The sequence below is a fragment of the Parasphingorhabdus sp. genome (assembly GCF_048267785.1).
Lineage (GTDB): Bacteria > Pseudomonadota > Alphaproteobacteria > Sphingomonadales > Sphingomonadaceae > Parasphingorhabdus.
This window is the reverse complement of sequence record NZ_JBLWWU010000005.1, coordinates 145,181-164,724: the sequence shown is the minus strand read 5'-3', so window position 1 is coordinate 164,724 and position 19,544 is coordinate 145,181. Positions and strand designations below refer to the sequence as shown.

At 57.6% G+C, this 19,544-nt stretch carries 22 protein-coding genes; 14 read left to right on the top strand and 8 right to left on the bottom strand.

The features are described 5' to 3' along the window. Positions 1-10 precede the first annotated feature (10 nt). On the bottom strand, positions 11-421 hold the full coding sequence (locus ACN0VD_RS06100) for a helix-turn-helix domain-containing protein (RefSeq protein WP_417592668.1): 411 nt from the start codon (positions 419-421) through the stop codon (positions 11-13). Positions 422-472: 51 nt separating this feature from the next. Then, entirely contained in the window at positions 473-2,413 is a 1,941-nt protein-coding gene (locus tag ACN0VD_RS06095; protein WP_417592666.1) for a S9 family peptidase, read from the bottom strand. A 69-nt stretch (positions 2,414-2,482) separates the two neighbouring features. On the opposite strand from ACN0VD_RS06095, the gene pabB reads away from it, so the two are divergent. Continuing rightward, positions 2,483-4,303: an aminodeoxychorismate synthase component I gene (gene pabB / locus ACN0VD_RS06090; RefSeq protein WP_417592664.1), complete on the top strand. Its 1,821-nt coding sequence runs from the start codon at positions 2,483-2,485 to the stop codon at positions 4,301-4,303. A 13-nt stretch (positions 4,304-4,316) separates the two neighbouring features. Here pabB and ACN0VD_RS06085 read toward each other — a convergent pair whose 3' ends face one another. Beyond that, positions 4,317-4,697, bottom strand: coding sequence for a hypothetical protein (locus ACN0VD_RS06085; protein WP_417592662.1), 381 nt, complete (start codon positions 4,695-4,697; stop codon positions 4,317-4,319). Between the two features lie 631 nt (positions 4,698-5,328). Between ACN0VD_RS06085 and ACN0VD_RS06080 the strand changes: the two genes are divergently transcribed. From ACN0VD_RS06080 to ACN0VD_RS06055, 6 genes are all read left to right on the top strand, one after another. Continuing rightward, positions 5,329-5,514 (top strand): hypothetical protein, encoded by a 186-nt coding sequence (locus ACN0VD_RS06080; RefSeq protein WP_417592660.1) that lies wholly within the window; start codon positions 5,329-5,331, stop codon positions 5,512-5,514. A 31-nt stretch (positions 5,515-5,545) separates the two neighbouring features. Continuing rightward, positions 5,546-5,857, top strand: a complete 312-nt coding sequence (locus ACN0VD_RS06075; protein WP_417592658.1) for a helix-turn-helix domain-containing protein — start codon at positions 5,546-5,548, stop codon at positions 5,855-5,857. Between the two features lies 1 nt (position 5,858). After that, on the top strand, positions 5,859-6,755 hold the full coding sequence (locus ACN0VD_RS06070; protein ID WP_417592656.1) for a reverse transcriptase family protein: 897 nt from the start codon (positions 5,859-5,861) through the stop codon (positions 6,753-6,755). 155 nt (positions 6,756-6,910) lie between these two features. Continuing rightward, positions 6,911-7,879: a sulfite exporter TauE/SafE family protein gene (locus ACN0VD_RS06065; RefSeq protein ID WP_417592654.1), complete on the top strand. Its 969-nt coding sequence runs from the start codon at positions 6,911-6,913 to the stop codon at positions 7,877-7,879. A gap of 71 nt (positions 7,880-7,950) precedes the next feature. Then, positions 7,951-8,958 carry a DNA topoisomerase IB gene (locus ACN0VD_RS06060; protein ID WP_417592652.1) on the top strand — a complete coding sequence of 336 codons (1,008 nt, stop codon included), beginning with the start codon at positions 7,951-7,953 and terminating at the stop codon, positions 8,956-8,958. 319 nt (positions 8,959-9,277) lie between these two features. After that, positions 9,278-9,643, top strand: coding sequence for a PRC-barrel domain-containing protein (locus tag ACN0VD_RS06055; RefSeq protein ID WP_417592650.1), 366 nt, complete (start codon positions 9,278-9,280; stop codon positions 9,641-9,643). Between the two features lie 98 nt (positions 9,644-9,741). Here ACN0VD_RS06055 and ACN0VD_RS06050 read toward each other — a convergent pair whose 3' ends face one another. From ACN0VD_RS06050 to ACN0VD_RS06040, 3 genes are all read right to left on the bottom strand, one after another. Beyond that, on the bottom strand, positions 9,742-9,933 hold the full coding sequence (locus ACN0VD_RS06050; protein ID WP_417592648.1) for a DUF3008 family protein: 192 nt from the start codon (positions 9,931-9,933) through the stop codon (positions 9,742-9,744). A gap of 42 nt (positions 9,934-9,975) precedes the next feature. Next, a complete protein-coding gene (locus ACN0VD_RS06045) occupies positions 9,976-10,461 on the bottom strand; it encodes an MgtC/SapB family protein (protein ID WP_417592646.1) in 486 nt (161 codons plus the stop codon). A 169-nt stretch (positions 10,462-10,630) separates the two neighbouring features. Further along, positions 10,631-11,125 (bottom strand): pyridoxamine 5'-phosphate oxidase family protein, encoded by a 495-nt coding sequence (locus ACN0VD_RS06040; protein ID WP_417592644.1) that lies wholly within the window; start codon positions 11,123-11,125, stop codon positions 10,631-10,633. A 371-nt stretch (positions 11,126-11,496) separates the two neighbouring features. Between ACN0VD_RS06040 and ACN0VD_RS06035 the strand changes: the two genes are divergently transcribed. The 5 genes from ACN0VD_RS06035 (at position 11,497) to msrA (ending at position 15,627) form a co-directional block, all read left to right on the top strand. Then, complete coding sequence (locus ACN0VD_RS06035) at positions 11,497-12,786, top strand: O-acetylhomoserine aminocarboxypropyltransferase (protein WP_417592642.1); 1,290 nt, start codon at positions 11,497-11,499, stop codon at positions 12,784-12,786. Continuing rightward, positions 12,786-13,088, top strand: a complete 303-nt coding sequence (locus ACN0VD_RS06030) for an alkylphosphonate utilization protein (RefSeq protein ID WP_417592640.1) — start codon at positions 12,786-12,788, stop codon at positions 13,086-13,088. Before ACN0VD_RS06035 ends, ACN0VD_RS06030 begins: the two co-directional genes overlap by 1 nt. Positions 13,089-13,161: 73 nt before the next feature. Beyond that, complete coding sequence (locus tag ACN0VD_RS06025) at positions 13,162-14,364, top strand: pyridoxal phosphate-dependent aminotransferase (protein ID WP_417592638.1); 1,203 nt, start codon at positions 13,162-13,164, stop codon at positions 14,362-14,364. A 361-nt stretch (positions 14,365-14,725) separates the two neighbouring features. After that, positions 14,726-14,884, top strand: a complete 159-nt coding sequence (locus ACN0VD_RS06020; RefSeq protein WP_417592636.1) for a hypothetical protein — start codon at positions 14,726-14,728, stop codon at positions 14,882-14,884. A 32-nt stretch (positions 14,885-14,916) separates the two neighbouring features. Continuing rightward, complete coding sequence (gene msrA, locus ACN0VD_RS06015; RefSeq protein WP_417592634.1) at positions 14,917-15,627, top strand: peptide-methionine (S)-S-oxide reductase MsrA; 711 nt, start codon at positions 14,917-14,919, stop codon at positions 15,625-15,627. 242 nt (positions 15,628-15,869) lie between these two features. Here the strand turns inward: msrA and infC are convergent, their stop codons facing one another. Together infC and thrS are read right to left on the bottom strand one after the other, a co-directional pair. Further along, positions 15,870-16,409 (bottom strand): translation initiation factor IF-3, encoded by a 540-nt coding sequence (infC, locus tag ACN0VD_RS06010; RefSeq protein ID WP_417592754.1) that lies wholly within the window; start codon positions 16,407-16,409, stop codon positions 15,870-15,872. A 136-nt stretch (positions 16,410-16,545) separates the two neighbouring features. Beyond that, complete coding sequence (thrS, locus tag ACN0VD_RS06005; protein ID WP_417592632.1) at positions 16,546-18,552, bottom strand: threonine--tRNA ligase; 2,007 nt, start codon at positions 18,550-18,552, stop codon at positions 16,546-16,548. A gap of 336 nt (positions 18,553-18,888) precedes the next feature. Here thrS and ACN0VD_RS06000 point away from each other — a divergent pair, with 336 nt between their 5' ends. Next, a complete protein-coding gene (locus ACN0VD_RS06000) occupies positions 18,889-19,323 on the top strand; it encodes a hypothetical protein (RefSeq protein ID WP_417592630.1) in 435 nt (144 codons plus the stop codon). After that, positions 19,320-19,511, top strand: a complete 192-nt coding sequence (locus ACN0VD_RS05995) for a helix-turn-helix transcriptional regulator (protein ID WP_417592628.1) — start codon at positions 19,320-19,322, stop codon at positions 19,509-19,511. Before ACN0VD_RS06000 ends, ACN0VD_RS05995 begins: the two co-directional genes overlap by 4 nt. The last annotated feature ends 33 nt before the right edge of the window (positions 19,512-19,544 follow it).

Genomic DNA, 19,544 nt, shown 5'->3' with positions numbered 1-19,544 from the left:
CCCCGATATATCAGGGGATCAGATGCAGGGGCCGCGCTTCCTCGATCGCCTGGACACGGCCGTTGACCTGCAGTTTTGCGTAGAGTTTCGCGATATGGGTTTTGACAGTATTGGGAGAAATATCGAGCGACCGCGCGATCTCCTTGTTGGATTGACCATCCGCCAATGCTTCGAGAACTTCCAGTTCCCGCCCGGATATGCCCAGCGATTTTAGCGCGGCGCTGTTCCGCTCAAACGGCCCGTCCGGCTTTCGCGCCGTCAGCTTATGCCCCACCCAGACGCCGAGCGAGGCAAAGGCGAGAGCGATCAGTACGACATAGATTTCGACCGAATAGGCCTTGCTGAAATATTGATATTGCAACCACTCCAGCGCAAAGGCGGCGGCAGCCAGCAGAGCGGCGTAGAGCAACAGGATTTTCAAGACCGGTTTCGATATCATGATCGGTGGGACGATCGGTGCGCACCAACCTCCCTATTTCTCCTCCAGCAAGTACTTCTGCCAGAACATCAGGCTCGCCCAGAATTGATAATCGGCATTGGCCTTCTTGCGGAAACCATGGCCTTCATTCTCGGCCAGCAAATGCCAAGCTGGACCGCCATTGGCGCGCACCGCGGCGACGATCTGGTCGGCTTCGCTGGCCGGGACGCGCGGATCATTGGCGCCCGTCACCACCATCAGCGGAATATCGATTTCGCTGGCGCGGAGCAGGGGGCTGATTTCCTCGAGTTTCGCGCGCTGTTCGGGAATGCGCTCGTCGCCATATTCCACCCGCCGCAGATCACGGCGATAGGCCTGGGTGTTTTCCAGAAAGGTGACGAAATTGGAGATGCCAACAATTTCCAGCCCGGCTTTCAGTCTCTTGCCATAATGCAGCATTGCGGCCAGCGTCATGTAACCGCCATAGCTGCCGCCGGTCACAGCGATGCGCTTGCGGTCGATATGCCGGTCCTTGCGCAAATGGTCGAGGAACGCGCCGATATCGAGCACGCTATCCTCCCGCCGCCAAGGGCCATTGTCGAGCGATACAAATCTTTTGCCAAAGCCCGTCGATCCGCGGACATTGGGATAGAATATCGCGATACCCAGTTCGTTGATCAGATAATTATCCCGTCCGAGAAAGCGGGCTGTGGCCTGACCCTCCGGCCCGCCGTGGATGTTGATGATCAGAGGGCGTTTGCCCTTGTGCCGCGCGGGATCGGGGCGATAGAGAAAGCCGGACATTTTCTCGCCGTCAAAACTTTCGATCTCGACCAGTTCCGGTGCGACATTATCGGCAGCATCCAGCCCGCCGGTCTCGCTTCTGGTCCAGCGGGTGACCGCCAGCGTCTCCGGATTGACGCTATAGGCATCGATGCCGGTGCGGTTGCTGTTCAGGGTCAGGCCGAGCTCGCCCCAGGGCGCGAATTTGACACCACTGATCACCCCGGCCGGCAAGGCATCGGCGACCCGGATATCTCCGTTTTGCGTATCGTAGAATTTGAGCAGCGAACGCCCCGCCTGATTGACTTCAAAGGCGATCCAGCGGCCATCAGGGCTGATATCAAAGCTGGTAATATCCCAGATCTTTTCGTCGACCAACGGTTCAAACAGCGAGGTTTCGAGATTGACGATACCGAGCCGTTTGACATCGCTGCCGTCATCCGAAGCGGCCCAGAGGCGGCCGTCCGGGGCGAATTGCAGGCCTTCGTACGAAACCGGCACGTTGCTGTTGGTCAATTTGCGCAGGCTGCCCTGTGCGATGTCGATCAGATAGAGTTGATTGTCGGTGACCGAGACATAGTTGAACACCAGCAACTGCTTGTCATCGGGAGAGAAATCGATAGGAAACCAGCCACCACCCGTGGAGGCGATCAGCATGCGGGCGCCTTCGGGATTGGCCGGATTCATCAGATAAATATCATTGTAGAGGCCGGTGCGTTTGTTCGAGCCAAAGGCAACCAGCTTGCCGCTACTCGACCAGGGACCAAGGCTGTTGCGGCTCTCGCCGTCGGTGAGCAGTTTCGGCTGGCCGTTTTGCAGCGCGTAAATCTGGTGGATCTCGTTGCCGCCGCTGTCTTTCTGGAACAAGAGCGCCGAGCCGTCGGGCGCATAGCGGGCGCTGCTGACGGGTTCGCTGGCGAAGGTCAGCTGCTCGCGCTGCGCCATCGGGGCGGCAACGCGGTGCAGCTGGCGGGTTTCGGCGAAGCGGGTGGAAATCAGCATCGCCCGGCTCTTCGGGTCCCAGTCGACAAAGCTGGCGGTGCGATATTCCATATAGGGGCCGGTCTGGTCGACGATCGCCCGCGGAATGGCGGGGATCTGGTCGGACATCAGAGCGGTCGGCTGCGGTGCCACATCCTCTGCCGCCGCCAGCGCGGGGCCGCCAATCAACAACGATGCTACAATAATCTGCCAATCCCGTGCCAACCGCATCCAGAACACTCCTGTTTTCTTTCGCCAATCTTATGGACGAATAGGTACAAAAGCAATTAGAGGTGGGCGATGTTCGGTGGAAAATCTCCCTTTGTTTTGCTCGACGATGTGCGGGCCTGTGATGCAGCGCCAGCGCGGCTTTACCGCGATCCGGTGGAGATCATCCGGGCTGCCACATTGGAAGAATTGGAAGCATGTTTTGAGTCCCTGTCGCGGGCGCGATTGGCGGGGCAGCATGTTGCGGGCTATCTGTCCTATGAGGTGGGACTGGGGCTGGAGGCGCGGTTGCGGGGCAAAATGCGGGCGGATCTGCCCGCCCCGCTGGCATGGTTTGGAATATTTAAGGATTACAAGGAGTTAAATCCGGACGCCGTCGCCAAAGCCTTGCCCGACCGCAACGGGGCGTGGCTCGGACGGCTGAAGCCTTCGATATCGCGCGCCGCTTATGACACCGCGTTCGAAAAGGTACAAAATTATATCAATGGTGGCGATATCTATCAGGCCAATCTCACTTTTCGCGCGGAAATGGACTTTTCCGGACATCCGCTGGCGCTTTATGCCGCAATTCGCAGCCGCGCGCAGGCCGGCTATGGCGGCGTGGTCTTTGACGGGAGCAACTGGATGCTCTCCTTCTCGCCGGAACTGTTCTTCGCGCTGAAGGACGGCCGGATCACCGCCAAGCCGATGAAGGGCACCGCCGCGCGGGTTGCCGATCCGCAAGCCGACGCGGCCGTGCAGGACCATCTGCAAAGCGATCCCAAGCAGCGCGCGGAAAATCTGATGATCGTCGACCTGCTGCGCAACGACCTGTCGCGGGTCGCAGAGCGCGGCAGCGTCAAGGTGCCACAGCTCTTCCATATAGAAAGCTATCCGACCATCCACCAGATGACCTCGACCGTCACCGCGCAGCTGCAGGACGGGCTCGACGCGGTCGACGTGATCCGGCAGATTTTCCCCTGCGGCTCGATCACCGGCGCCCCGAAAATCCGCGCGATGGAGATTATCGACGAGCTGGAAAGCGCGCCCGGAGGCTCCCCCGCCGACCACGCCCCGCGCGGCATCTATTGCGGCTCGATCGGCCGGATCGACGCGCCCGACGAAAAGGGCCGCTCCGACGCCGCCTTCAATGTCGCGATCCGCACCTTCTTCCTGCAAGAGGGCAAAGAAACGCTTTCCATCGGCCTCGGCTCTGGCATAGTGGCGGACTCGGACGGGGAAGACGAATGGCGGGAATGCCTCGCCAAGGGGAGATTTGCGAAAGTGGATGCCAATGCGGAAGGCGGCCATAAGGTCGATCTGATCGAGACCATGGCCTTTGATCCCGCCAGCGGCATCGCCCGGCTGGAAGCGCATCTCGAGCGGATGAAGACCAGCGCCAGCACCCTGCAATTCGAATTCGACCGCCACGCCGCGCGCAACGCGATCCAGGCGATCACCTTTCATCAGGAAGCCCCGGCGATGGTCCGGCTGCACCTCGGCCAGTCCGGCGCGCTGGCGATCGAGCTAAAGCCGATGCCCGCCCCGCAAGACGGGCCCGTACAATGCCAGCTGGTGCCGATGCAGGCCGACAAGGCGGATTTCCGCCTCCACCACAAGACCAGCGACCGGCGGGTCTATCAGGTTGAGGGGTTGGGCGAGGGCGTGCATCCGGTGTTTGTCGATGGCGATGGTTTCGTCACCGAAGGCGCGATCTGTAATATCTTTGTCGAGCGCGACCGGGTGTTGCTGACGCCGCCTTTGGCGAGGGGCGTGTTGCCGGGCGTGCTGCGGGCGGAATTGATCGAGAGCGGGCAGGCGGTCGAGGCGGACCTGCGCGCGGAGGATCTGGCGGGCGGGTTTTTTGTTGGGAATAGTGTTCGGGGGTTGGTGTCAGCGGAAACGGCGAATTAGTGCGCTGTCACTGTTAATCCGGTACAACCGAAGGTCCACCGACCTCGCGGCATTTGAGATCGATCGTCCGCCATTCGAGATCGCTGGGTGGCCGATCAATGCGTGCAACTTCCTGATCCACGCAACGCTCTGACAGGGTTCTGTCATCTTGCTCCCGGAGCGCTCTTTTGAGTCTCAACAAAGCGCGACGTTCTGCCTCTGAAATTTGACCCGGTTGCATTTGGGCACTGGCATACGCCCTGTGTTCAACATGCGCACGGTCTGTTTGCGTTGAATTTTCCCCCGCATTTCCCGTCAGGGACACTCCAGCCACCATCGCGAGAATCAGCCGGTGCAGATTTCGGGTGCCGGGGACTTGCCGTCGTTCGGCGTCGTTAAAGTTTTCTGTCATCATCTGTAATTTCCGTTCCTGTTTCCGCGGCAGTTGATGGTATTCTGACGTCCCGGAATCTCCAGATCCAGCAGCAAGCCGGGCGTTAACATTGCCTGATTTTGACATAGGGACAATTAACAGGAGCTGTCGGAGAGCGGGCAGGCGGTCGAGGCGGGCTTGAGGGCGGAGGATTTGGCTGGCGGGTTTCTGGTGGGGAATAGTGGGCGGGGGTTGGTGAGAGGTGAAGCTGGGGATTAGGGTGCTTACACTGTTAATGATGCTCAGTTAATGATGCTCAGGCATCTCGATAGGCTACCATAATGTTCACTATAAGTGACATTATGTTGACTCTCTGACGAATCGATTCTATATTCGTTATCGGTTGGCACTCATGGTGAGTGACGCGAATAAGTCTTTACAATTTGGAGGAGAGTTAAAACGTCTCACCCGAGGAAGCATGAAAGCTTCTAACCTTTGACCCGCTCAAGCTCATCTTCGGATATGATGACGAAAAGCGGGGCGAGCCAGGACCACAACGAAGACCATTGTGGTCCTGTGTATGCGAGTGAAATTACCGGCATCCGTTTCCTTTTGAAAGAGAAGACGCGCCTTTGGCAATCCCGCCGATGGCGTCTTTTAGAAGGAGGTTTCGATGAAAAATTCGGAGCAAATTACCAACCTGCCGGAGCGGCGTCTGAAGGAGCATCCACCACCAGAGAAAAAGCCTAAGTGGTCAAAATTTCTGGGAATGGTGCTTCGGGGCATCCTGATATGGATGCCGCGGTTGTGGAAGGTCATAGAAATCATCTTCGGATGGTGTGGCCGGCCGCTTCTGTAAGACGCCGTTCTCAACTACACACGAGGAAAAAATGTTCGGACAAGCACTGAAATTACTGCGGCGATATCAAGGGTTGAATCAGTCAACGCTTGCGAAAAAGCTTTGCGTTTCTCGCTCGTATATTTCGGAACTTGAGAGTGGAAATAGAACACCTTCCTTAGATCTTCTCAATCGTTATGCTGACATTTTCGATATTCCTGTTAGTTCCCTCATGTTTTTTGCTGAAGCCCTTCAAGACAAAGAGAACATGTCCAGTAGATTGGAGAAGGCAAAGGGAACTATTGCTAGGAAAATTATAGCTCTCCTGACTGTTTTAGATATTAATAGTGAGGCAGAGCTTTAACGTGACAAAAGCAAAAAAACCTTGGCGTAGGAAAGCGAAGAAGTTCTATCGGCTTCAAGATAGCCCACTTTACAAGTTGAAGAGCAAAAAGACGCTTGCAAAACTACTTTTTACTTCGGTAGCGGCTCTCAGAGGAATGGCAGATAAGTCCATCTCCCACTACGAGTATTGGGAAGAAAAAAAGCCCGATGGATCGATGAGGCCGCTGTGTCGTCCTCATGAAGGCCTTGATAAAGCACAAAGCCGCATCGCTTATCTTTTGGCTTGTATTAAAACACCTGACTATGTGCATGCTCCGGTTCCTAAGAAAACCTATGTTACGAATGCAGCTGCGCATCTAGGCTCTAGAGCCTTCTGTTTGATGGACATTGAGAGTTTTTATCCCTCTTGCCGGGAGGACAAAGTTCTCGCGTTTTTTTATCACAAAATGCAGTGTTCATTAGATGTCTCAGTCCTACTTGCCCGGCTTTGCTGCGATAAGGGTTCGCTGCCACAAGGATCATCATCTAGCCCGATCCTTTCATATTGGGCTTATTCAGAGATGTGGGATTCAATCCATAACGTCGCAAATGAGGCGGGAAATGTGTTCACGCTCTACATTGATGACCTAACAGTCTCAGGAAAAATCGTGTCACGAAAGACGATTTGGAGGATTCAGCAACAAATTCACAAGCATGGTCTGTCCATCAAAGCCAAAAAAACCCGGTGGACTATCGACAAGTCGACTGACGTGACGGGGGTCATAGTGAGCCCAGACGGGCTGAAATTACCAAACAGACAGCACAAAAAGCTCGCACAGTCGAAGTCTGAATTTTCAAAGCCAGGTGGCAACAGAAAGCATAAGACAAACGTTTTGCGAGGTCGAAGAGCGCAAGCAGAGCAGATTTTGAACCATTAGCGCTAAAGTCCGCTTTCGGGATGAAGCAGCATTTTGGTGAAAGTGCACTTTAATCCAAGGCGTGATGCAATTTGATTCATGCAGTGTCATCAGAATAACACCCACCCACCCGATTACCCCTTGCATCGCCCCCCGCCTTTCGCCAACGCCGCCGCATGAACACTCCCCGCCCTAATTTCACAGCACCACCGCAAGGCCGCCTCGTAATCTGGGGCGCTGCCGTCCTCCTCGCGCTTTATGCCGGCATCCTGCTGTTTGCCTCTTATGATCCCGCTCTGCTGGGCCAGCTCTGGTTCCTCCCCGGCATCGGGGGGCTGGCGGCGGTGATTGCCAATACGTCGGGGACCGGGGGCGGGGTGGTGTTTGTGCCGGTGTTCAACGGGCTGCGCGAGCACGGGGTCATGGCGCTCGATCCGCTGCGGGTCACCGCCGCGTCGATGGCGATCCAGTGTTTCGGCATGACCATCGGCGGGCTGCGCTGGACCGACCGTCTGCTGCACCAGCCGGATGCGGCGGCGGACACGGCGGGCGTGGCTGGCGCGGGCTATGTCCGGGTCCGGCCGCGCGATTTTGCCCTGGTGATCGGGGCGGTGCTCGCCTTTGCGCTGCCCGCCATGCTGGCGATGCAGCGGCTGACCATGGTCGACGGGCAGATGATCCTGCTCGGCTACAAGATTTTCTCGATCTTTCTCGGCCTCGCGCTGATCATCACCACCTGGACGATCAACCACAAAAGGGCGGAGCGGGCGCGGCTGGAAAAGGTCGACCTGCTGATCCTGATGCTGATCGCGATCCCCGGCGGCGCGCTGACCGCGCTCTTCTCGGTCGGCGTGGGGGAGCTGGTCGCGCTTTATCTGTTCATCCGCCACTATCCGGTGCTGCTGTGCACCGGCACCGCCTGCGTCATTTCCTCGATCAGCGTGCTGGTCAGCATCGTCTGGCATATCGAGATGGACACGGTGGCGTGGGAGATCGTGCTGCTGGCCGGACCGGGAGCGGTGCTCGGCGCCTTTCTCGCCCGCCCGATCGCCCTGTGGCTGGGCGCGAAAAGGCTGAAGACGCTGGACGGGACGTGGATTGTCCTGTCGGCGGTATATCTGATCGTGCTGAACTGGGTTTTTTGAGCGGGACGGCGGGGCGCTGAACATTCGCTCCTGCTGCGGGAACCGAATATCGCGGCCAGAGTTTTTCGCTCATGATCCACGATTCCTCCCCCCGCATTCCCAGCCTGGTCTACAGCAGCGACGAAGAGCCGGGCATATCGCGGGTGCGGCGGGGGCGGGGGTTTCAATATTTTTTGCCGGACAAGAGCCATCTGACATGCCGCGCCCAACTGGCGCGGATCAAGAGCCTGGGCATTCCGCCCGCCTATACCGATGTGTGGATTTGCCCGAAGGCCAATGGCCATATTCAGGCGACCGGCTATGATGCCGCGACGCGCAAGCAATATCGCTATCATGACCAGTGGCGCGTCTATCGCGACCGGCAGAAATTCGACCAGCTGGCGGAATTTGCCACGACGCTGCCGCGTATAAGGCGCAAGGTGAACGCGCTGCTCACGCCCGGGCAAGACGGTGATGTGCCGAGCAAGGATGTGGCGATTGCGGCGCTGGTGCGGCTGATCGACCGGACCGCGATCCGGGTCGGCGGCAGCTCGCGGGTGAGCAAGGGGGCGACGACGCTGGACGGCGGCAATGTCCGCTATGACGATGATATAGTGCGCCTGCGCTATCGCGCCAAGGGCGGGAAGAAGGTGAGCTGCAGCCTGCGCGATACGCGGCTGCAGAAAATACTGGAGCAGATCGATGATCTGCCCGGCAAAAGATTGTTCCAATATGTCGGCAGCGACGGCGCGGTCCATCCGCTCGACAGCGGCGATGTCAACGACTGGCTGAAGGAGGCATCCGGCATGGACAGCCTCAGCGCCAAGATGTTCCGCACCTGGCACGGCAGTGTTGCCGCGCTGGACGCGATCGCTTCCGATGAGAGTCCGACGATCAAACAGGCCTGCGAAGCCGCCGCCGCGACCCTGCGCAACACGCCGGCGATCTGCCGCAAGAGCTATGTCCATCCGGCGGTGCTCGAGCTGATCGATATGGCGACCGAAGAGCGGCTGGCGATGATCGAGAGCCGGAGCGCGGATATCACCGGGCTACGGGTGGGCGAGAACAGGTTCGTCGGGCTGATTGCCGGGGCGCGTTGAGGTGCCTTTCGCGGATACCCATATTGTCGCCCCAGCGTAGGCTGGGGGCCAGACCAACTAGCGGTGTGCGAAAGCAAGATCGGATTAGATCCCAGCCTACGCTGGGATGACAGTCTGGGTAGGCCAAGCGAATTAGGCAAGCAGCCGCTGTGCCTTGACGCCCTTCCCACCACCTCGCCCCAACCATCAAAAATATCCGAAAAAGTCCGGAACGATCTGCGCGCGCGCCCGTTGATTCCCTGTAGCCACATGGCACCGGCCCTCCCCCTGAACGGGGCCGCCACGCGGCTATCCCTGAAACCTAGAGGAGTGAATAGAGATGATGCTACAGGATGAAAAGAACCACAGTGTGATTGGCAGCGACCGCGTGGACGGCACCGCGGTCTATGGCGTGGACCAGGAAAAGATCGGATCGGTTGACAAATTGTTGATCGACAAGCGCGGCGGCAATGTGACCGACGTGGTGATCTCCGCTGGTGGCTTTCTCGGCATCGGCGACGAGAAGCACAGCATTCCGTGGTCGAAGCTCGATTATGACACCGAACTCGGTGGTTATCGGATCGATGTGACCAAGGAGCAGTTGATGGACGCGCCGCGTTTCGGCAGCGACGAACCGGACCGGGTCTATGATCGCGACTATCAGTCCAGCGTCTACAGCTACTGGACGGTAAACCCTTACTGGTAAGGACCAGACGGCCATAACGGCACCAAGAAAAAGCCGGGCGAAAGGGATTTCGCCCGGCTTTTTCGCGTTTGCCTTGGTCTGAGCCGTTGGCGGCGCGTCTAGTCGTCGCCTTCGACTTTGTCGGGCAGCCCATCGTGATCGGTGCCGGCATAATCTTCCAGCTCCTCTTCGCTCATACTGTCATAAATGTCTTTGGATGCGCCCTGAAGGTCGCCGACCTTGGTCTCGCCGCGCTTGGCGGACAGGGCCGCTCCGGCGGCGCGTTGCTGGGCTTTGGATTTCGCTGGCATGGTATTCTCCTTTGCTGGTGGTTAATGTCCTGACGGTTCGTGTCAGGACGATGGATGGTCTTCGTCTTCTCCCGGGTCCCAGTGCGAGGTGAAAGGCGCGCTGGTGATCAGTACGGTGAGGATGACGGCGGTGATGATTGCCGCCAGCCAGATTTCCCCGAAGCCGCAGATCAGGCCGATCGCGCCCGCCGCCCAGATCGCGGCGGCAGAGCCTGCGCCCTGGACAAAGCTGCCCTCCCGGAACATCGCGCCGGCACCGAGAAAGCCGATACCGGTGATCACCCCCTCGAACACACGGCTGGGATCAATATCGCTTTGCGGATCGCGGGTGGATTCGAGCAATTCCATTGCGCCGATTGCCAACGCGCAGGCGGCGACGGAGATGATCACGAAGGGCCGGAAATCAATCGGCTTCCTGCGGATGAATCGCTCCAGCCCGATCAGGAAAGGGAGCAAGGTCGCGGTACCGAGCCGCCACAGCGCCTCGGTCCACGAAATTGTGTCTGGTCCGGCGAGAATATCCGTCATGCCAAGGAAACGCTCTGGCTTTGAATTTGTTGCAGCAGCATGATGAGAAAAACCGGGGCCGCGGAAAGCTGGAGCGGAGCGGGATTGCGCCGGACCTGTCATGGTGGCGCTCGCTACAGTCGATTATTTTGCGGCCCCTATGAATGGGTTCAGATTGCGGTCTTCGCGCCTATAGCGGCAGCCGGGCATGGTCTCCCATTTCGTCACCGTCCATCGTCATCCCGGTCATCATCTTGAACATGCCGACGACACCGGGGTCGGCTTCCCAGATTTCGGCGTCATCCAGGTCAAGCCGCAGCATCAGCAGGCTCGGGTCCTGTCGGCCCTGATCGTACCAAGCTTCGACCGGCTTGCTCCAGTGCTTGTCGATGATCGCGGCGTCGGTTTCCTCGGTCAGGTTACCCGAGACACAGGCGAAGAGATCATGCCCTTTTGAGACAAATTGCATCATCGCTGGGCCGCCCTTGGACAGCCGGTTGTCGCGGGAAGTGAAGAACCAGATCGCGCTGTTGGCGTCCTCATCGAGCTGAGCGCGCATCGGGATGCTGTGCTTGTGATCGCTGTCGAGGGCGATCATCACGAACGGGCTGTCGGCAATCGATTCCCAGAATTCTCCCCGGATTTCGTCGCGGTCGATGCTATGGTTCATATCCTTGTTGCTCATGGTCTGTTCCTTTCTCGGTTTCATCCAATCAACGCGCGGGACGAAGAAAGTTGCAAAATCCTCAGGAAAATTCTGGGAGATTCGGTGCGGCGGTGAAATGCGCTATCAGCATGGTTGCCCCCGCCTCAGCTGAAAGACACCGTCGCCCCAGCGCAGGCTGGGGCCCAACCCGGCTTGCTTTCGCAGAGCGAAAATTGGTTGGGATCCCGGCCTTCGCCGGGATGACGCATGGTTGGTGGGGGACGGGGGCCATCAAAACGCGGTTGTGGCAAATCCTCCGGTCAGCGCGCGTCACCTCATCACAAGCCTGGTTGCGGTGAGGGCGGATTGATATTAGGCACATTGCTTATTTCTTTGAACAAGGACGCATCATGACGGATCATCCCGCAACCCCCCGCCTGGAAACATTGGCTGTCCACGCCGGCACCGAACCGGACCCGACGACGAACGCGCGGATCACCCCGATCTACCAGACCGCCTCTTATGTTTTTGACGATGTCGATCACGCGGCCGATCTTTTCAATCTCGATGCTTTCGGTAATATCTACACCCGTATCATGAACCCGACCAACGGCGCGCTGGAGGGCAAGATCGCGGCGATGGAAGGCGGTATCGGTGCGCTGGCGGTGGCTTCGGGCCATGCGGCGCAGATCATCGTCTTCCATGTGCTGATGGACCCCGGCGCGCATATTGTTGCGGCGAAGAAACTCTACGGCGGCTCGCTCAACCAGCTCGCCCATTCGGTCAAGAAATTCGGCTGGAACGTCACCTTTGTCGACGCCGACAATATGGACGAGGTCAAAGGCGCAATCACCGACGACACGCGCTGCGTATTTATCGAGAGTCTCGCCAACCCGGGCGGCGTGGTGCAGGATATCGCCGCGATTGCCGATATCGCCCATGAAGCCGGCATCCCGCTGGTGGTCGACAATACGATGGCCTCGCCGATGCTCTGCCGCCCGATCGAACATGGCGCGGATATCGTGGTCGAGAGCGGCACCAAATTCCTTGGCGGCCACGGCAACAGCGTCGCCGGCCTGATCGTCGACAGCGGCAAGTTCGACTGGACCAAGAGCCCGAAATACGCGTTCCTCAACCAGCCCAATCCGTCCTATCATGGCAAGGTCTTTACCGACGCCTTTGGTGAGATGGCCTTCATTCTGGCGGCGCGCGCCCTGTCGCTGCGCGATCTGGGACCGGCTCTGGCTCCGCAGAACGCCTTCTATATCCTGACCGGGATGGAAACGCTGGCGCTGCGGATGGAACGCCATTGTGAAAATGCTCTGAAAATGGCTGAGTGGCTGCAAGGCCGCGACGAAGTCAGCTGGGTCTCTTATGCCGGTATGCCTGATAGCGAATATTATCCGCTGGCGCAGAAATATCTCGGCGGCAAGGGCGGCGCGGTGTTCACCTTTGGCCTGAAGGGTGGCTATGAAGCGGGCATCAAGCTGGTTTCGGCAGTCAAGATGTTCAGCCATCTTGCCAATATCGGTGACACCCGCTCACTGATCATCCATCCCGCCTCGACCACCCACAGCCAGTTGTCAGGTGACGAATTGATTGCCGCCGGCGCGGGGCCGGATGTCGTTCGGTTATCGGTCGGGATCGAACATATCGACGATATTATCGCTGACATGCAGCAAGCATTGGAGTCCTTGTGATGAGTGATGGTTCAGGCGATTATGTCTATGATGAAGAAACCGGCGAATGGCTGAGCCCGGAAGAAGCCGCGGAGAAGGCGGCTGGCCCCGAAGTTGTTGATGCAGTGGGCAATATTCTGGCCGACGGCGACGCGGTGACACTGATCAAGGATCTCAAGGTCAAGGGCGCGGGCCAGACGCTGAAACGCGGGACATTGATCAAGTCGATTCGCCTGACAGGGGACGATCAGGAGATTGATTGCAAACACGAGGGTATAAAAGGTCTCGTACTGCGAGCCGAGTTTGTGAAAAAGCGCAGCTGACCCATTCTCCCTGTTGCAGTGCAACACCAATGATATTAGGCAGTCGTCTTATTTCCTTGCAACAGGACCTCCCATGACCCGCATTTCAAAAGCACTTGGACGCATTCAACCCTCTGCCACGCTGGCAATGTCCGCGAAGGTCACCGAACTGAAGGCGCAGGGCGTCGATGTGATTGGCCTGTCCGCCGGTGAACCCGATTTCGATACGCCCGACTTTGTCAAGGAAGCGGCGATCCAGGCGATCCGTGGTGGCGAGACCAATTATACGGTGGTCGACGGTACTGCGGCTCTGAAACAGGCGATTGTCGACAAGTTCGCGCGTGACAATGACCTGACCTATACGCCCCGGCAGATCACCGTAAACAGCGGCGGTAAACACACGCTGTTCAATGCGCTGGTGGCGACGCTGGACGAGGGCGATGAAGTGATCATCCCCGCACCTTATTGGGTTAGCTATCCCGATATCGTCAACTTTGCCGGCGGTACGCCGGTGTTTATCGCGGCTGGTGCCGATCAGAATTACAAGATCACGCCGGAACAGCTCGAAGCGGCAATCACGCCGAAAACCAAATGGTTGATCCTCAACTCGCCTTCCAACCCGAGTGGTGCCGCCTATAGCGGGGAAGAGCTGAAGGCACTGGGTGCCGTGATAGAACCGCATGAAAATGTGATGGTGATGACCGACGATATGTACGAGCATATCTGGTATGCCGATTTCCCGTTCGCCACGATCGCGCAGGTCTGTCCCGCTCTCTATGATCGCACGTTGACGGTCAACGGCGTGTCCAAGGCTTATGCGATGACCGGCTGGCGGATCGGCTATGCCGGTGGTCCGGAATGGTTGATCAAGGCCATGGCCAAATTGCAGTCGCAGTCGACCTCCAACCCCAGTTCGATTTCACAGGCGGCAGCGGTAGCCGCGCTGAACGGGCCGCAGGATTTCCTCGTCGAGCGTAACGCCGCTTTCGAGAAACGCCGCGATCTGGTGGTATCGATGATCAACGATACGCCCGGACTGCAATGTCCGACTCCGGAAGGTGCCTTTTACGTCTATCCCGATGCTAGCGAGTTGATGGGCAAGACCACGCCCAAGGGTGCAGTCATCAACACGGATGAAGATCTGATCGCCTATTTTCTGGAAGAAGCACAGGTTGCGGCGGTACACGGTGCGGCCTTCGGTCTCTCGCCGGCGTTCCGGATCAGCTATGCGACATCGGAAGAACTGCTGACCGAAGCGTGCGAACGAATCCAGCGGGCCTGTGCGGCGTTGATTTAAAACTCAAGCGCCGGGCGGGCACATCCGTCCGCTTGGCTTTCGCGCCACAGGCGCGGCGGCCGGTCGGTCTTGCCCCGGCTTCGCCTCGGTTAGAAACCAGCCAACAGTGGGGACGCCAAACCGAGGCGCAGCCGAGGCAAGCGCGCCCGCAGCATAAGCGAGGATAGCCAAGGGCGCGGATGCGCCCGCCCGGCGTTTGAGGTTAAAACAAAAAACACCCCCTCCGAATAGAAAATCTTCCCGCCGATATACTGAATATGACCTTGTGACCGGGTTCACAGCAGCGAAAGGAATTCTATATTAACAGCTGTAACCTACAGGCGGGACGTTTCGAACTGATGATGGCCCCAAGGAAAAGACCATGATGAAAATATTCAAATCCGATTTGACCTACAGCCTCGGCGGCGGTTTTCTTGCTGGTGCGATGATGCTGTTTTTCATGCAACCCGCAGAGCAGCGTTCCGACTTTGGCCAGAATCTGTCGTCCACCGTCAGCGCTGCATCGCAGTTGCTCAGCTAAGTTCGATGGGACCGTTCCTCTCCAGAACAATCATGTTTGGCGTCAGCATAGCCTGTTTCGGCGTCGTCTGGATCGGTGTGCAAACGGCGTTGCCCGCTGATCAGGCTTCATCGCAGTCCTTTGTCGGCGAAGTCCATGCGGCGGAGAAAGCCACGATCATCCCGATGCCCCGCGTCGCGGCTGGAGAGACAGGAACACGGTCCGTCGCCATTTTTGCCGGCGGTTGCTTCTGGGGCGTCGAGGGCGTTTTCGAACATACCAAAGGCGTAATCAGCGCTTCGTCCGGCTATCACGGCGGCACCAAAGCCAGCGCATCTTACAAGCTGGTGAGCGCGGGCCTGACCGATCATGCCGAAGCGGTGCGAGTCGTCTATGATCCCAGCCAGATCAGCTATGGACAGCTGATGCAGATATATTTTTCGGTGGTTGCGGATCCGACGATGCTCAACGCGCAGGGGCCTGACCGCGGCAAACAATATCGCAGCGCGCTGGTGCCGACGAATGCCAGGCAAGCCAAAGCAGCCCGCGCCTATATCGCGCAGCTCAAGAAGGGACGCTATTGGAAGCGACCGATCGTAACCAGGATAGAGACTTATAAGACCTTTTACCCGGCCGAGGCCTATCATCAGGACTTCATGCAAAAACATCCACGGCAAGGCTATATCGTGCGCTGGGACAAGCCCAAGGTCGCCAATCTGAAGCGCCATTTCCCGCAGCAATATCGCGCAAAACCCTCCGCCTGAAGGACGCATCCGGTTTAACAGTTAGTTAGTTTTCAATTGTTATTCATGCGCCGGGGACCAAAAAAGCAGGAGGGAGACAATGGTAAACCACGACTTTGAAATTGTGATTGCCTTTGCGGCTTTGGTCGTAGGTGTTGGAATGTTATGGATTGTACGCGGCCAGCCAGATTGAATGGCGCGCGGATAGGCTGCCTGAGGGCTATAATCAAAAAAAGACCCTCGTCGCCGAGGGTCTGAATGGCTTATTTGGGGCTGAGTACCATCAGCATCTGACGGCCTTCCAGCTTGGGATAGGCCTCTACCTTGGCCGTTTCCTTCATGTCTTCCTGGACCCGGACGAGCAATTGCATGCCGAGTTGCTGATGTGACATTTCGCGACCACGAAAGCGCAGGGTCACTTTGACCTTGTCTCCATTGTCGATGAATTTGTTCACGTTCCGCATTTTGACGTTATAATCATGATCGTCGATATTCGGACGCATCTTGATTTCCTTGACGTCCTGTACCTTCTGCGTCTTGCGCGCGGCATTGGCCTTTTTCTGGGCCTCATATTTGAATTTGCCGACATCAAGATATTTAGCAACCGGTGGCTGTGCGTTGGGAGAAACCTCGACCAGATCGAGTCCAACTTCTGCTGCACGTTCTATCGCTTCTCTGGTGTTCATCACGCCAAGGTTCTCGCCCTTGTCGTCGATGACCCTTACAGTGTCGGATTTGATAAGATCGTTGAATCGCGGGCCACCTTTGACGGGTGGCGTTGGGCGGCGAGGTGGTGCAGCTATGTTAAATACTCCTGAGTGGTTGTCTATGCTGGCTCATTAGCCGCAAAGTTTACATGAATAAAGCCTTCTTGATGACGAAAAATATATTAGCCATCACGACAGTGGTGAGAATGCCACAGCTTTGGTCGCAATATGGTCATTCTGCCGCAGATTTCAAGTCCGGAGGCAGCGCTTCGTTCTGCAACATGGGCACGACCTCATCGAGGGTCAGAAATTCCTGTTCCTTCTGGCCGAGTCGGCGCAGCGCAACCTTGCCTTCTTCTGCCTCGCGCATGCCAACTACCAGAATATTGGGCACTTTTCCGACCGAATGCTCGCGCACCTTATAGTTGATCTTCTCGTTGCGCAGATCGGCCTCTACCCGGATGCCGGCGGCTTTCAGCTTTTCAACCACTTGCTCGGCATAGGGATTGGCATCGGTCACGATGGTTGCAACAACCGCCTGGGTGGGGGCGAGCCATAGCGGCAGCTTGCCGGCATAATGTTCAATCAATATTCCGATAAACCGTTCGAAAGACCCGAGAATCGCGCGGTGGAGCATGATCGGCTGGTGGCGCTCGCCATCCTCGCCGACATAGGTCGCATCGAGCCGTTCGGGCAGCACCGTATCGGTCTGGATCGTGCCGACCTGCCAGGTCCGGCCGATCGCGTCGGTAAGGTGGAATTCGAGCTTGGGTGCGTAGAAAGCGCCTTCGCCGGGCAATTCCTCCCATCCATATTTCTCGGTATCCCGTCCGGTAGCCGCAACCGCATCGCGCAACGACTGTTCCGACCAGTCCCACATTTCGTCGCTGCCGATCCGTTTTTCGGGCCGCAGCGCCAGCTTGATCGCATAATTGTCGAAGCCGAGATCGGTGTAGACCCGATCGAGCATGTCGCAGAACAGGCCGACTTCCTCGACCAGTTGCTCCTGCGTGCAGAAAATATGGGCATCATCCTGGGTAAATTGACGTACCCGCATCAATCCGTGCAGCGCGCCATGCGGTTCATTGCGATGGCAGCAGCCGAATTCGGCCATGCGAATCGGCAGGTCGCGATAGCTCTTGATGCCCTGACGAAAGACCAGCACATGGGCAGGACAGTTCATCGGTTTGATCGCCATCATGTCGGCGGTGCCCGTGACCACCGGTCCGTCGCCCTCGGCATCGGGAACCTCATCGGGAACCGCAAACATATTTTCCGAATATTTGCCCCAATGGCCGGATTGCTCCCACTGGCGCACATCCATCAATTGCGGTGTCTTGACCTCCTCATAGCCGGCCTCGATCTGGCGACGGCGCATATATTGTTCGAGCGCCTGCCAGATCACATAGCCTTTGGGGTGCCAGAAAATGCTGCCCTGTGCTTCCGACTGGATATGGTAAAGGTCCATTTCCTGCCCGAGCTTGCGATGATCGCGCTTGGCCGCTTCCTCGAGCCGCACGAGATGGGCGTTGAGCTGCTTCTTGTTGAGCCAGCCGGTGCCGTAGATACGCGAAAGCTGCGGATTGCGCTGGTCGCCGCGCCAATAGGCGCCCGATACGCGCATCAGCTTGAACGCCTTGGGATCAAGCTTGCCGGTCGAGGCCAGATGCGGCCCGCGGCACATGTCCATCCAGTCGTCACCCGACCAGTATACCGTGATTTCGTCGCCTTCAGGCAACTCTGCCGCCCATTCCGCTTTGAAAGCCTCGCCGTCTTTCTGCCAGCGCGCGATCAGGTCGTCGCGTTCCCAGACTTCCCGGCGCAGCGGTTTGTCGGCGGCGATGATCCGCTTCATTTCCTCTTCGATCTTCGGCAGATCCTCGTCGGTGAACGGGTCGCCAGCGGGCGCGAAGTCGTAATAGAAGCCGTCGTCGGTCGACGGGCCAAAGGTGATCTGCGTGCCGGGGAACAGTTTCTGCACCGCCTCTGCCAGCACATGGGCATAGTCGTGGCGCGCCAGTTCCAGCGCGTCTTCCTCATCGCGGGAAGTGACCAAAGCCAGTTCGGTGTCTTCCTCCAGCGGCCGCATGATATCGCGCAACTCGCCGTCAATCTTTGCGGCAAGCGCGGCCTTGGCCAGACCCGGCCCGATGTCAGCGGCGATCTGTGCGGGGGTAGTGCCCATGGCCACTTCGCGCGCACTGCCGTCGGGAAGGGTGATTTTAATCATCTTGGTCATGGGTTCGGATCATCTCAAAATTTGTCAAAGTTGGGGACCAAGGAAGGCTGGAAAACCAGTCATCAAAGGACAGGATTTGACTTAGACTTTTGGGGTTTCAAGTCAACCAAATCAGGGAAGACTCAGGATCAGGTGGAAAGTCTCATACTCAAAATGTCATGTTTACTTGACGTCTGGCATTGAATCGGGCATTTAGGTCAAGCAAACATGACATAATGTCTATGTCACTTGATGGAGAATGATCATGAAATTGAAACGCTGTTCGGGGAGAGCCATGACACCCAATGAAAATATCGCCATGTGGGCGGCGCTCGCTATCCTGTTCCTGGGCGTGATATGATGACCGGCAACCCCTCTCCGGGCGTCTGGCAACGCTTTTGCCGCTTGCTCAAGCCCGACTGGATGTTTGGTTTCATTCTGCTCGTGGGCATGGGTCTCTTGGCGGTTTCCATCTTCGACCCGCATGAAGCTCGCTTGGGGACCGTCACTTCGCTGACCAAGATCATCGGCGCGGTGCTCCTCGTTCTGGCGCTCTCTTATGTCGCGACACATGCAGCCGCGCTGGATCGTCGCAAAATCGAGGACTATTTTTTCCAGATGATGGCAAACGGAGCCATTGTCGCGATCATCACCGCCATCTTTGCCAATATGATCTGGCTTGTTTTTGAAGGGCAACTGGGCACGATGAGCGCGGGCAATCTCGTGGCGATATTAATAACTGCGTGGGGTCTAGGCTATTTTTTCAATCGTCTTCGCGGGCTCAATTCGTGAAGAACCGCCTCAAAGTGCTTCGCGCCGAGCGCGACTGGTCGCAGGCGGATCTTGCCGAGCGGCTCAAGGTTTCCCGGCAGAGTGTCAATGCCATCGAGACTGGAAAATATGATCCTTCGCTACCGCTCGCGTTCCGCATTGCCGAGCTTTTCGACATGGCCATCGAGGAGATATTCCAGCGCGAATGATCAATCGAAAAATTGTGGTGCGCTGGCGCTTAT